Source organism: Dyella lipolytica (assembly GCF_030160075.1).
In the GTDB taxonomy this organism is placed as follows: domain Bacteria; phylum Pseudomonadota; class Gammaproteobacteria; order Xanthomonadales; family Rhodanobacteraceae; genus Dyella_B; species Dyella_B lipolytica.
This window is the reverse complement of record NZ_BSNQ01000003.1, coordinates 826,614-840,280: the sequence shown is the minus strand read 5'-3', so window position 1 is coordinate 840,280 and position 13,667 is coordinate 826,614. Positions and strand designations below refer to the sequence as shown.

The following is a 13,667-nucleotide window of genomic DNA, read 5'->3' as shown; positions in this document are numbered from 1 at the left end:
TTAAGTTGAAATGAATCTGCACGCGGCCCAAATACGCTGAGGTAAAATGCGTGCTTATCTGATGCCATAGTGATGCATCACAGAATTAAAGCTCCCTTTCACACACTCATTGCAAGGGTGCGCTCCTTACCAGCTTGTTGATGTCATAACCGCGCAATTCAGCGCGGTGCGTGAGCTGTTCAAAGAGTTGTGATGGCATGCTCGGGGTACGTGAAAGAATCCAAAGATATTTCTTGGACGGGCTTCCAACCACGGCCCATTGATAATTGGGATCCAAATCCACGACCCAGTAATCGGCCCATACCATGGGCAGCCACGCCAACCATTGCGGCGCAAAGCGCACTTCCAGCGCTCCTTGCCATTTGCCGGGTCGCGCTACGCCAATCGATTCATCCATGGTGCCGTTTTTTGTGCGACAGGCGTTGAGAATCTGGACCGTCCCGTCCCGATTCAATGCATAACTAGCGGTAATCTGATCTTGGCACTGCCTTTGAAAAAACATCGGAAGGTGTGCGATCTCATGCCATCGCCCCGCGTATCGCTGAAGGTCAAGTACTTCGACTGGCTGATTCGCGAGCTGGCTTGTCATAGGCACCGATAGCATCATCATGAGTGCGAACGAAATCATCGGGATTCCTCTTTGTTAGCTGTTTTCGTGCCGTCAAGACACGCCCTAACTCCCCTGCTTTGTATCCAACTCTCTACATACGCAGTCCAGCATGGTTTGGATCTGAATAAGCTTTAAATCCTTCGACATTTATCGATGTCGACGTATCGTTAACCTCCTACTGCTTAAGAGCCTGCCGCGACAACTTTTTCGACAATGAAGATCTCCCAAGTGCGGGCCTGGGAACGAATGCTCAGTGGGTCGTGATCTGGCCACGTGCGCCAGCTGCTGCCGATATTTGTGGCAGTTCTGGACTGCTTTTCGATCAGCGCACCCGCCCATCAACACGGCGAAAATGGGGCGGACTAAACGCTCAACCTGAACTCGTTTTTTGAGCAAGTGTCGCTTTGCGCGATCACGATTGCGGTGGCGGCCGGTCAAACCAAACCATGTCGTTTGGTTTGACGTTCCGCATTCTTGGCTAATTAACGAAAAATGGTAGCCGATCAATGAGGTTCTTATGGAAGCTATACGAAACGATACTCAATCAAATAGTGCTTTCCAGTAAGATTTCATCAACTCCCTCGGCAACAAAAATAATTTCGCTAGCTATTAGACAGCGTGTCCTCTACTGGCACAGATCGCCAGCATCACCTTTCTTAGCCGTCAATCCGCCGAAGGGCTATCCTTTTGTATCGGCTTGATGAGGATATTTGGAGCCTGGGTTGCCATCGATCGTTTCACAGGGCATCGCTAAAGCGATACATCAAAAGACTCTCATACTTCCCATGGTCGCCTTGACCACTGCTCCTTAGGAAGTGGTCGATCGGCAGGTAAAGCAACAAACTACAGTGCGGTCACTCTCTCCCGTGAGGACAGTCAGAGCGTTTCATGTGATTGATTCGCCCCGGACATACGTGGGAGCCTTAGTCAGTGCAAACCCAAAGGAGGGATCAGTATGCGTCGCATAGCAATCGTAATTATTACTGCCACCGTTCTTAGCGGATTACCCATCGCGTCGATCGCCCAGACAGGCCTCAATCAAGTCGCCAGAAGCGTGCGGCAAATCGACAAGAACTTTGACGTGGCCGATAAGAACCGTGACGGCAAACTCACTCGGAAAGAGGCTCAATCGGGGGCCACTCCTTTTATTGCCAACCATTTTGACGCGATGGATGCCGGTCAAAAAGGTTACGTGACCAAAGCCGATGTCCACGCCTTCATCCAGCAAAATCTAACACGTGGTCAGGTTGCTCCGGCCACCTCTTCGCCTGGACATTGAGCCACCTGAAAGCAGGATTCATTAAAAGCTCATTTTCTAGAGCAAGACGGGGTCAGATTGGATTTTGAGAAGCAAGCTGACCCCGTTTCTTCTTAGTGCTTATATTCCGAGAAACTTGAACGGCGCACTCTCTTCAAAGTCGTTGTTTACACCACCGGAGAAGGTGTTCTTCTGATCCGGCCCAAGATCGAGTTTTTTTACCTTGCCCGTTTCGCTAGAAAAATCGATTTTCTTGAGGTCGACCCAGAAGACATTGGGTGTAAGCGCCGACTCGAAGAAGTAAATTTTCCGCTTGTGGTCTGCAACGGTGCGCCAGCGTGTGGAGGAGATATTCGGTTGATCGGGCGTGGTGATGCCATAGGGAACGGAAACATTCCGAATGACGCTGAATACGCTGGCGACAGCTTCATCCGGCTGTTCTGATTTTGGAATAACGTTGACGTAGAACGAAGCGCGCGCAAACCGATCGGCCGAACGATTGGTACCTGGCAACATCACGGTGCCCCCGATTTGCTTCCAATATTCGTTAAGAGCGAGCTGCTCATCGAACGTTGGAGAGTTGGTCATGACCTGATACTGCCTGCCATGATGAATGACCTGCTGGCCGTTGATGTATTCGATGACCGCACTGTCGCCGCTCGCGTCGGACAGAGCCAGATGCAGTGTCGCCAAACGGTTCTCACCTGGAACGTTATCGGTAACAACCGTAAAAGGCTCTTTGGAGAGCGCAGCGACCGCTTCGTCGACGGTAGCGAAACTATCAAGAACGTATTGCGCCCATGCCGCTATGGTCAAACCTGGCTTTTTACCGTCGTATTTGGGATAGGAAGACTCGACCAGCCAGAGAACATTCGCGACCAATCCTGCTTCATTCATGCCATCCGTCGTCGAAATATCGTAGCCCGTCGCAATCACACTTCCGTACTTGGATGTCCATTGGATCGAATTCTTGCCGGCCTCGCCGGATCGCTTCATACCGCGTGGAAAAATCCATAAATTGGTGGCGACATCGCTCTTCCAATCCATTGACCGCGCAGTGATCACTTCTTTATTGGCGCCCAGATAGACCAGGCGTGTACATGCATCGGCAGGCTGCTGCATGGCCATGCCACCAACCATCAAAACAGCCCCGAATGCCATCAGTAGTGTGCGTTTACGCAACATCATGACTCACCTCCCGTATTGGGGTAAGAACGACGTGACGCTTTACTCTCTCCCAGCTGTGCTGGTGCCGGTTCGCATAAGGCATAAGTTTTGTTTTCCCAAAAGCGGACACCTTACAACTCGTGCCTGCTCCTTCACCGCGCCCCAGCAACATTCCAATGACCGATCAAGTCACCGATGAAATATTAAAGGGGCTTAGAGCCCGACGCCGTACGCGGAATATACCTATTTTGGTGTCAACAGATGCAGCCGGCTTTGAGCCCAGTCCGGTATGGCCTCATGGGTGAAATCAGGTGAACGCTCGGCCGAAGGGCTCCCGAAATGCCTTTAAGGCAACGGCAAACAGTTCTGACGGCGATGTCCTTGCGCGCCAACCGGGCTTAGAAAAACGTCGCCCAGGGTGACGAGTGCTCAGATTTCCGGACACCGCATGAATGAGATCGTTGCCTCTGATCTGCCAGGCCAAATGCAAGGCCAACTCTTGGAAGGTGTGCTCATCGATAAGCACCCATGTATTTACCACGAGTCCGATTCGTCGCGAGGGCGAAGACGTTCGTTTCAGTATCGAGATGATCCATATGCACGATGCCAGATATGCCGCACCACATCCGTACACCTCATCCGCGCGCGTTAGAAAGGGTCACGAACCGTGTCGCAGACAAGTAGAGCCACCTTGAGCCAAATCGCAAATTCCTCGTGTGTACTGCGATGCTTTTCCGATGGCTACCACACTCCAGTGAAATGCGACTCAGGTGTCTTGGATCATCGTCAAGCGTGCATCCAATCGCCAGCGCCCTCCGTATAAGCCATTACAAAGACACTCAGGGTTCAGCTCGCCGTCTAGGGAACCTTTCGTCATTGCTGACGGAAACCCACGCCAGATAAAACGACGTTTGGCTCTGAGTAAGGCTATGATGACAATCGGCTGGACTACTATGAAGGTTACGCCTCTCGAGGCCAAACGACGCGTGTCCACGATTGCAAACCAACCTGCTATCGATGCGCGCTACTGGTGTGACCAGATGGTTGCGGTAGCCACGCGACGCGATGTCAACAGTTTCATGCGGATATACGACTATTTCGCGCCGCGCCTTCAGCGATATCTGGTTGGCCTCGGTGTGAACGATGCGTTGGGGCAAGAGCTGGTGCAGGAAGCCATGTTGCGTTTATGGCGCCGCGCCGATCTGTTTGATCCAGCGCGCGCCAGCCTTTCCACGTGGCTTTTTCGCGTCGCGCGAAATTTGTATATCGACCATGCCCGCAGCGAACCGACCTGGCTACCTATGCAAGAAGGCATGGAATGGATGGATGAGCAGGAGCTCTCCACCTCGGAGTCGATGACGGAGTCGTTTACCGATCAAGCCGGTCTCAAGCAAGCCATCGACGGATTGTCGCCAGTGCAAGCGAGATTAGTCCGTATGTCGTACTTCGAAGCCAAGAGTCACAGTGAAATCGCGCAAGAACTGGATATGCCGCTGGGGTCGGTCAAATCACATTTGAGAAGAGCGTTCTGCAAGCTTCGGAACAGCATGAGGGCTACACCGTGACACCTCGGCACCATCTCGACGAAGTTACCATCGTCGGCTATTCGGCCGGTGCTTTACCGACCGCGCTCGCCGTGGTGGCAGCAGCGCATTTGGGCATTTGCCAGAACTGTCGCGAAAGCTTGCGCAACGCTGATGCCATCGGCGGTCTATTGCTAGCACAGCAACAGTCATCCACCATGCCATCCACGGTGGCGCGCGAGGCGATGCTTGCTCAACTGGCCACCACGCAACAAGACGAGCCGCGACAGCATCACGACCATCTGCGCAACAACGATCCAGACGCGCTTCCTTCGCCCTTGCATCCTTATTTCGGCTCCACATTCAGTGCGTTACGCTGGCGTATGGTTGCGCCAGGTGTTCACCGCATTCGGGCCACGCATGTCACGGACGGCAATCTGATGCTATTGCGCATTGGTCCCGGGAAAAGTGTGCCCATGCATAGCCATCAAGGAAACGAGCTGACGATGATTTTGCGCGGCTCTTACGACGATACATTGGGACATTTCAGCCCGGGCGATGTGGCGGATCTCGATTGCGACATCACGCACCAACCCATCACGTCACCGGGTTCACCGTGTATCTGCGTGGCAGCGACCGATGCGCCTCTGCGTTTCGACGGCTGGGTCGCTCGGATGCTGCAACCCCTTATCAAACTGTAGTTCTTCCTTCTGGCTCAACCGTGGACGATAAAGTCAAAGGCATGCACCCACCTGATCGCTTTATCAAGCTTCATTTGTTATGACCATTGCGATCATGCTCTTTCGCCGCGATCTGCGGCTGACCGATAACACTGCCCTGGCGGCGGCTTGCAAGACGAATGCAAGGGTCTTGCCGCTCTATATCCATGCCGATCATGAAGAGGCTCCGTGGAATGCCGGTGCGGCCAGCCATTGGTGGCTGCATCACTCACTGGAAGCACTGCAACGACGTCTGCGAGGATGCGGAGCGAACCTGCATCTACTGCAAGGCGATACCCTTCACGTGCTGCGTAACGTCATCGAGCGGAGCGGCGCTGCGGCGGTTTATTGGAACCGTCGTTATGAACCCGCGGCCGTCACGCGGGATACACAAATCAAAGCCGCCTTGCGCGAGCAAGGGGTCGCCGTACACACCTATTCCGCGAATTTATGGTCAGAGCCGTGGCAAGTAGAAACCAAACAAGGCGAACCCTATCGTGTATTCACGCCGTATTGGCGCAATCTGCGTCCTTCTATTACGGTGACGCCGCCATTGTTGGAACCCATCGGTATTAAGTGGGTTGAGCTACCAGCCGGCTTAACCCTAGCGGCGCTCAAGCTGCTTCCGCGCATACGCTGGGACGAGGGCTTCGGCGACACATGGCGACCTGGTGAAGCCGGCGCTCAGGACGCCCTGGAATTGTTCTGCGACGATGCAATCGTCGATTACGCGGCCGGACGCGATCTGCCGGCGCGACACGGCACATCGCGCCTTTCTCCGCATCTGCACTTTGGCGAAATATCGCCGCGACAAATCCATCATGCGATCCATCGTCATACGCAACGCGTGGATACGCGCCGACGACCGGATATCGAGCCGTATTTACGCGAATTGGGCTGGCGCGAGTTTGCTTATCACTTGTTGTATCACTTTCCCCGTACGACCACCGAAAGCTTCAACCCGCGTTTCGCCAATTTCCCCTGGGCACCGACCAACGATGCTCAGTTGATGCGATGGCAGCAAGGACGCACGGGGATACCGCTCGTCGATGCAGGCATGCGCGAACTGTGGCATACCGGATGGATGCACAATCGCGTCCGCATGATCGTTGCCAGTTTCTTGACCAAGAATCTGCGTCAGCATTGGTCCCATGGCGCACGATGGTTTTGGGACACTTTGGTTGATGCGGATCTCGCCAACAATACGCTCGGCTGGCAGTGGGTGGCGGGTTGTGGCGCCGATGCAGCGCCCTATTTTCGCGTATTCAATCCCGTCAGTCAGGCACGAAAATTCGATCCGGAGGGAACCTATCTGCGTCGCTGGTTACCCGAACTGGCGGATTTACCTGTCGATCTGCTGCATGAGCCATGGCATGAACCGTCTGTCCTCAAGCGCAGCGGCTATCCATCACCGATGGTTGATGTAAGAGCATCGCGCGAAGAAGCATTGAGCGCCTTTCAGTCCTGGCGCGGGGCGTAAGCACGCCTCGAACCGGTGAAACACCTCAGCACTGCGTTTCGGATCGTGCTGCATCCGGCAGCGCCGCATTTACGTATCTATCCATGACGACCCGATAGGTACCCATTATGAGCATCCCCCAGCCCGTCGAGGCACCGCTACCGGGCCGCGGAGATTTATCGGAGGGCGCCGAAACGCGCGCTCGCAAAGCGACTCTGTTGAAGGCATTACGTCAATGGGTTGATACGGAAGCCAGCGCGGGCACCAACCCGGATCGCGACGAAAAAATCGATTGGCTACGTGCCCTGCCCTTCGCCGTCATGCACATCGCTTGCATTGCTGTGATCTGGGTGGGTATGTCACCTATCGCGTTGATGGTCGCGGGGGCGCTATACGCCATTCGCATGTTCGCGTTGACAGGCTTCTACCATCGCTACTTCTCGCATCGGACATTTCGAACCTCGCGTACTGTTCAGTTTGTCTTCGCGCTCATTGGAGCGGCGTGCGTGCAACGCGGCCCGCTATGGTGGGCGGCACATCATCGGAACCATCACCGTCATGCGGACACCCAGCTTGATCCGCATTCACCGGGCATCCGTGGTTTTCTTTGGAGCCACATGGGCTGGTTCCTTACGATCAAGGCATTTCGTACCGACACAACACGGGTGCCGGATTTGGCGAAATACCCGGAACTGCGCTGGCTGGATCGTTACGACACACTCGTACCCATCGCACTCGCGAGCTTTTTATTCGGCTTGGGTGTGCTGCTGCATCACACGGCCCCCCACCTTGGGACCAACGGCGGCCAGATGCTTGTTTGGGGTTTCTTTGTCTCCACCGTGATGCTGTTTCATGCGACCGTTACGATCAACTCGCTGGCACATCGTTTTGGATCGCGCCGTTTCGATACGCAGGATGACAGTCGCAACAATCCGTGGTTAGCGCTGATCACCTTCGGCGAAGGCTGGCATAACAACCATCACTTTTATCCAGGTTCAGCTCGACAAGGATTTCGTTGGTGGGAAATCGATTTGACCTACTACGGTCTGCGGTCAATGGCGATGGTGGGCCTGGTGCATGACCTCAGACCGGTACCTGCGTGGGTGGCGACAAGGACGAGGAAATAATCGATGCGCATTGCCGTGGTCGGATCGGGCATCGCGGGGTTGGTTTCCGCGTGGCTGCTATCTCGCAAATATTCGGTCACATTGTTTGAGGCCAATGCGTACCTCGGCGGACACACGCATACGCACGATATCGAACTGCACGGCCGGCACTACGCCGTGGATACCGGTTTTATCGTCTTCAATCCGACGCACTACCCTCTGCTGACCCGCTTGTTCGCCGAGCTCGGTGTGGCCTCGCAGCCAACCACCATGAGCTTCTCGGTGCATAGCGAAGCGAGTGGCGTGGAATACAACGCGACGTCACTCGACGCGTTGTTCTGTCAACGCCGGAATCTTATTTCTCCACGCTTCATCGGTATGGTGCGAGACCTTCTTCGCTTCTATCGCGAAGCGCCCTCTCTGCTGCAGGATGACGCGAGCGATCCAACGCTTGGCGAGTGGCTCGCCGAACACCGTTACGGAGCTGCATTTCGCGATGAGCACTTGGTACCGATGGCGTCGGCGCTGTGGTCGTCGCCGTCACGGGACATCTTGGCGTTTCCGGCACGCTATCTCGCGCAGTTCATGCACCATCATCAAATGCTGCAAGTGAGCGGCAGGCCGGAATGGCGCGTGGTGAAAGGCGGATCGCATAGTTACATTCACGCGATGCGCCATCGCTGGCTCGTGCAAGAACGCCTCAATTGTCCAGTGCTCTGTGTGCATCGTCGACCGGATGGCGTGGCGATTCGCACGCACGAAGGCGTCGATCGTTACGATCATGTCGTGATGGCGTGCCATAGCGATCAGGCACTGGGCACGCTGGCCGATCCCACCCCCAGTGAACGCAGCATCTTGGGCGCCATCCCCTATCAAGCCAACGATGTGGTGCTCCACACCGATGCGTCCTTGTTACCGCGTAGGAAAAAGGCCTGGGCTGCGTGGAATGCGTTCGTTCCAAAGCGCAGGGATGACGCCTGTACGGTTAGCTACTGCATGAATCTGCTGCAAGGGATCGACGCGCCGGAACCACTCGTGGTCACGCTCAACCGCACGGACGTGATCGACCCGGCCAAAATATTGCGCCGCATGCATTACCACCATCCGGTCTATACCCGCGCCTCCGTCGCGGCGCGGCAACGTAAGGCGGAGATCCAGGGCCCACAGCGCACCTGGTTCGCGGGTGCGTACTGGGGCTGGGGGTTTCACGAAGACGGCATGCGCAGTGCCGTCGAAGTGGCCCGTGGGCTTGGCGTTTCCTGGCCGGCCGCTGAGCAGGCCATAAGTGCCGTGGCCATGGAGCATGCGCTATGAACGTGGGTTTGAGGAACGACGAGCGCCGTCCGGCCAGCGCCGTGTACGAAGGCGTCGTGCAACACCGGCGTCTGGCACCGCATCCGCATGCATTTCACTATCGCATCGCACAGCTCTATCTGGACCTGGACGAGATCGATCACGTATTCGCGGCATCTCGGCTGTGGTCAGTGAATCGCCGCAATCTCGCAGAGTTTCGCCGCAGCGATTACCTCGGCCCGGCCGATCAATCCCTTTCCGAAGCGGTGCGTTGCACCGTCGAAAACGCCCTAGGCGAACGTCCAACCGGGCCGATACGCATGCTCACGCATGTGCGTTACTTCGGCCATGTGTTCAATCCGGTTACGTTCTATTACTGCTATGCCACCGATGGCGACACGTTAGTGACGATCGTTGCCGAAATCACGAACACCCCATGGAAAGAGCGTCATGCGTATGTGTTGCCCGTCGCTGCTGCACAACGGCGCGGACGCACGCTGGCCTGGGAGTTCGCTAAATCCTTCCACGTATCGCCCTTCATGCCGATGAATCGAGAGTATGCCTGGCGTTTCACCGCACCGGGCGAGAGCCTGCACGTTCACATGGATGTACTGAAAGAAGGGCAGCGCGAATTCGATGCACATCTCAGCCTGTCCCGACGCCCGCTGGATGACCGCGCGCTGGCCACCGTGCTGTGGCGTTATCCCTTGATGACGATGCAAGTCGTCGGTGCCATTCGTTGGCATGCGCTGCGGTTATGGCTCAAACGTAATCCGGTCTATGACCATCCCCATCTTTCGCGAGGTTCATGATGAATGCCGTCGTTGATAGCCCGCGCTTACCTGAAGTCGGTACCGCGCTCCGCCTTTTGCGAGGAGGAATCCTCAAGCAGATGGCACAGTTGCGTCACGGCCAGCTGCTAGTGCACGACGCCCTGGGCATGGAGGAATTCGGGACGCCCGCTTCGCAGCATCCTGATCTGTCGGTGCATGTGCACGTCAAGGACATGGACTTCTACCGCATGGTGGCCACGCACGGAAGTGTTGGCGCGGGCGAAGCCTATATGGATGGGTTGTGGGAGTGCGACGATTTGGTTGCATTAGTGCAATTGCTGGTACGCAACCGCGATCTACTCGACGGCATGGAAACGGGTCTCGCTCGCCTCGCCGGCGTTGCGATGCGCGCATGGCATGCATTACGACGCAATACACGCCAGGGCAGCCGGCGCAATATCGCTGCTCATTACGATCTCGGCAACGATTTCTTCCAGCTTTTTCTCTCGTCGGACCTGATGTATTCCTCGGCGTTATGGGAGGACGATATAGCCACGTTGGAAGCCGCGTCGAGCCGGAAACTCCATCGTATTTGCGAGCGACTGCAACTGAGATCGAGCGATCATGTGATGGAAATCGGCACGGGCTGGGGTGGTTTCGCACTGCATGCGGCGACCCATTACGGCTGTTGTGTCACCACGACCACGATCTCGCAAGAGCAGCACGCACTGGCAACGATGCGGGTGGCAGAGTCCGGCCTGTCCGACAAGATCACCGTACTGCTGAAGGACTACCGTGATCTCGATGGGCAGTACGACAAGCTTGTCTCGATCGAAATGGTCGAGGCCATCGGTGCGGAATTTCTCGATACGTATTTCGCGCAATGCGCGCGCCTTCTGAAACCAGACGGACTTGCGGTGCTGCAGGCCATCACGATCGAAGATCATCGCTTTGAGCAAGCGTTGAAGTCGGTCGATTTCATCAAACGTTTTATCTTTCCCGGCAGCTTCATACCATCGATTCAGGCAATGCTGGACGCCAAGACGCGTAGCAGCGACCTGGCGCTTATCGAACTTAGCGACTTTGGCCTCTCGTACGCCAAGACGTTGCAAGCATGGCGAGAGCGCTTTCTGAGGCAGCGCGAATGCGTTCGACAACAAGGCTTTGACGAACGCTTCGTTCGTATGTGGGAGTTCTATCTCGCCTATTGCGAAGGCGGATTCCGTGAACGCTCGATCGGTGTCGCACATTTCGTGCTCGCCAAGCCGGGCTATCGCGGCCCGCAAAGCAGGCAGGCGCACGGAGTGCATGGATGATGTTCTGGTTGACGCTATTCGCTTATGAAGCCGTGTGGTTTTGCACGGTAAGCGGTGCCGGTCACGGTCTTGCGTGGCCCGGCGTATTGGCTGCTGCCGTATTCGTCACATGGCGTCTCTTCGTGTCGCGGCACGTCGCTGTCGAATGTCGCCTGCTAGCTGTATCCCTGGTGCTAGGTGCAGCGATGGAGACGTTCTGGGTGCGTGCAGGCTGGATTACGTACACCGCAACCTGGTCGCTGTTGCCCGCGCCGGCATGGATCCTCGCTCTCTGGGCGTGTTTTGCATTCACCATCTTGCCGCTGTTCGGCTATTTGCAGTCGCGTCCATGGTTGGCCGCCCTGTTCGGCGCTATCGGTGGGCCGCTTTCGTACGCCGCCGCATCCGATGGCTGGCACGCGGCCCATGTGATATCCCCGTCCTGGCACGCCTGGTGTGCATTAGCGGTGGGCTGGGGCTTGGCATTGCCACTGCTCACGACGCTTGCGCGTCGCTGGACGCAGGCCACTGCCACGTCACGCGCGCAGCATCGGAGTGCCTTATGAACACATCGGCTACGTTATTGCTCCTCTGGTTACTCGCCGCGGCAATGATGACGTTCGGTTGGCGTTGGCAAGTAAAGCACACCAACGCAGGTATCGTCGATGTACTGTGGGCATCAGGCTTGGCGGCGAGTGCCATTCTGCTGGCGTTGCTGGGTCGCGGCGCAACCACGCCACGCGTGACGGTGGCCATCCTCGGCGGAACCTGGGGACTACGCTTAGCCGTACATCTATGGCGGCGTGTACGCAGCGAAAACGAAGATGGGCGGTATCACTCTCTGCGAGCGCACTGGCAGGGCAGTCAAGGCAAATTCTTCGGCTTCTTTCAGTTTCAAGCGTTGTTAGTGGTGCTATTCGCCCTGCCCTTTCTGGCGGTGGCTGCCAATACAGCCCTGAGCATTCTGAGCTGGGTCGGCGGCATCGTGATCTGGATCGTGTCGGTCTTGGGCGAGGCGATCGCCGATCGTCAACTCGCTCGCTTTCGTGCCAACCCGGCGAATCGCGGAGGCATTTGCAACAACGGTTTATGGTGTTATTCGCGGCATCCCAACTACTTCTTCGAATGGCTGCACTGGTTTGCATACGTATTACTGGCCATGGGCTCGCCGTTGGCGTGGCTAGCTTGGGCTGGACCGATCGTGATGTTCGTGTTCCTGCGTTGGATCAGCGGGATTCCGTTTACGGAGGCGCAGGCGCTACGCACACGTGGCGATGCCTATCGCCGTTACCAGCAAAGCACATCGATGTTGTTTCCATGGTTCCCCAAATCTGCTCGCAAAGGATCCCGCGTATGAATACCTTGTCTATCGACGCTCCGTCGCGGGCCGCCGATCATCCGGCTTCCGGCCTGCTGGGGCTCGCCGAGCGCGGCCTGATTCCAGACACCCTGCTGCGCCATGGCATCCGTCAGCTCTGTGCGCAACGCCTGCGTCAGGAACGTACCGGTGGCGTCGGTGCACAGGCGCAACGTTTTCAGTTATTCATTGAAGAGCTTCGGCACAGCCCTATCGCTATTCACACCGATGCGGCCAATGCGCAGCATTACGAACTGCCGGCTGATTTCTTCAAGCTGTGTCTCGGGCCGAACCTTAAATACTCGGGTTGTTATTACCCGACGGGAGAGGAATCCCTGGAGGAAGCCGAACGGGCCATGCTCACGCTCTATGGTGAACGCGCCGAACTTGCCAACGGTCAATCGATTCTTGAGCTGGGTTGCGGCTGGGGTTCGCTGACATTGTGGATGGCGGAACGTTATCCCGCCTCTCGCATCATCGCCGTATCCAACTCGCATCGGCAGCGGCTGCATATCGAAGGCGAGTGCCTCAAGCGTGGCTTGTTCAATGTACAAGTAATCACGCACGACGTAACCACCTTGCAACTCGAACCGGCGCAGTTCGATCGCTGCGTTTCGGTGGAAATGTTCGAGCACATGCGCAACTACGAGCAGCTGATGGGACGCATTGCGTCATGGTTAAAACCGAGTGGCAAGTTTTTCGTGCACATCTTTGTTCATCGCACGCTGATGTATCCGTTCGAAACAGCCGGTGACGACAACTGGATGGGACGGCATTTTTTTACCGGCGGCGTGATGCCGTCTGCTGATGCCTTGCTGTGGTTTCAGCGCGATCTGTCGTTGGAACAACGTTGGCTCGTCGATGGCACCCACTACCAACGCACCGCCAACCAGTGGCTGGAGCGCCAAGATCGCCAGCGAGGCAAAGTCATGGAGGTCCTCACCCATGCATATGGCGCCAACGCGACACGGTGGTTTCAGCGCTGGCGCATGTTCTGGATGGCCTGTGCGGAGTTGTTCGGCTATGCCGACGGACAGGAGTGGCAGATCGCTCATTATCGCTTCATCCGTCGATAAGGTTTTCCGTTACGTTGAGGAATCTCATTAT

Annotated in this window: 13 protein-coding genes; 11 read left to right on the top strand and 2 right to left on the bottom strand. The window is 56.3% G+C overall.

Going from position 1 to position 13,667, the window contains the following annotated elements; all coding sequences use genetic code 11:
• Positions 1 to 106: 106 nt before the first annotated feature.
• Entirely contained in the window at positions 107 to 628 is a 522-nt protein-coding gene (locus tag QQL64_RS05185) for a lipocalin family protein (RefSeq protein ID WP_284396578.1), read from the bottom strand.
• Between the two features lie 937 nt (positions 629 to 1,565).
• On the opposite strand from QQL64_RS05185, the gene QQL64_RS05180 reads away from it, so the two are divergent.
• Positions 1,566 to 1,889 carry an EF-hand domain-containing protein gene (locus QQL64_RS05180; RefSeq protein WP_284396577.1) on the top strand — a complete coding sequence of 108 codons (324 nt, stop codon included), beginning with the start codon at positions 1,566 to 1,568 and terminating at the stop codon, positions 1,887 to 1,889.
• Positions 1,890 to 1,988: 99 nt separating this feature from the next.
• Here QQL64_RS05180 and QQL64_RS05175 read toward each other — a convergent pair whose 3' ends face one another.
• Complete coding sequence (locus tag QQL64_RS05175) at positions 1,989 to 3,029, bottom strand: linear amide C-N hydrolase (RefSeq protein ID WP_345782645.1); 1,041 nt, start codon at positions 3,027 to 3,029, stop codon at positions 1,989 to 1,991.
• Between the two features lie 935 nt (positions 3,030 to 3,964).
• Here QQL64_RS05175 and QQL64_RS05170 point away from each other — a divergent pair.
• The 10 genes from QQL64_RS05170 (at position 3,965) to QQL64_RS05125 (ending at position 13,636) form a co-directional block, all read left to right on the top strand.
• On the top strand, positions 3,965 to 4,600 hold the full coding sequence (locus tag QQL64_RS05170) for a sigma-70 family RNA polymerase sigma factor (RefSeq protein ID WP_284396574.1): 636 nt from the start codon (positions 3,965 to 3,967) through the stop codon (positions 4,598 to 4,600).
• Complete coding sequence (locus tag QQL64_RS05165; protein ID WP_284396572.1) at positions 4,597 to 5,259, top strand: ChrR family anti-sigma-E factor; 663 nt, start codon at positions 4,597 to 4,599, stop codon at positions 5,257 to 5,259. Before QQL64_RS05170 ends, QQL64_RS05165 begins: the two co-directional genes overlap by 4 nt.
• A gap of 79 nt (positions 5,260 to 5,338) precedes the next feature.
• The gene (locus QQL64_RS05160) at positions 5,339 to 6,757 is read left to right on the top strand and encodes a cryptochrome/photolyase family protein (RefSeq protein ID WP_284396570.1); all 1,419 of its coding nucleotides are present in this window, start codon (positions 5,339 to 5,341) and stop codon (positions 6,755 to 6,757) included.
• Positions 6,758 to 6,864: 107 nt separating this feature from the next.
• Positions 6,865 to 7,863 carry an acyl-CoA desaturase gene (locus tag QQL64_RS05155; protein ID WP_284396568.1) on the top strand — a complete coding sequence of 333 codons (999 nt, stop codon included), beginning with the start codon at positions 6,865 to 6,867 and terminating at the stop codon, positions 7,861 to 7,863.
• Between the two features lie 3 nt (positions 7,864 to 7,866).
• A complete protein-coding gene (locus tag QQL64_RS05150) occupies positions 7,867 to 9,156 on the top strand; it encodes an NAD(P)/FAD-dependent oxidoreductase (protein WP_284396565.1) in 1,290 nt (429 codons plus the stop codon).
• Complete coding sequence (locus tag QQL64_RS05145; RefSeq protein ID WP_284396562.1) at positions 9,153 to 9,947, top strand: DUF1365 domain-containing protein; 795 nt, start codon at positions 9,153 to 9,155, stop codon at positions 9,945 to 9,947. Before QQL64_RS05150 ends, QQL64_RS05145 begins: the two co-directional genes overlap by 4 nt.
• On the top strand, positions 9,947 to 11,224 hold the full coding sequence (locus tag QQL64_RS05140; RefSeq protein ID WP_284396560.1) for a class I SAM-dependent methyltransferase: 1,278 nt from the start codon (positions 9,947 to 9,949) through the stop codon (positions 11,222 to 11,224). Before QQL64_RS05145 ends, QQL64_RS05140 begins: the two co-directional genes overlap by 1 nt.
• Positions 11,221 to 11,769: a DUF2878 domain-containing protein gene (locus tag QQL64_RS05135; RefSeq protein ID WP_284396557.1), complete on the top strand. Its 549-nt coding sequence runs from the start codon at positions 11,221 to 11,223 to the stop codon at positions 11,767 to 11,769. The genes QQL64_RS05140 and QQL64_RS05135 overlap by 4 nt, the downstream gene beginning before the upstream one ends.
• Complete coding sequence (locus QQL64_RS05130) at positions 11,766 to 12,560, top strand: DUF1295 domain-containing protein (RefSeq protein WP_284396555.1); 795 nt, start codon at positions 11,766 to 11,768, stop codon at positions 12,558 to 12,560. Before QQL64_RS05135 ends, QQL64_RS05130 begins: the two co-directional genes overlap by 4 nt.
• Positions 12,557 to 13,636: an SAM-dependent methyltransferase gene (locus QQL64_RS05125; RefSeq protein ID WP_284396552.1), complete on the top strand. Its 1,080-nt coding sequence runs from the start codon at positions 12,557 to 12,559 to the stop codon at positions 13,634 to 13,636. Before QQL64_RS05130 ends, QQL64_RS05125 begins: the two co-directional genes overlap by 4 nt.
• Positions 13,637 to 13,667: the final 31 nt, after the last annotated feature.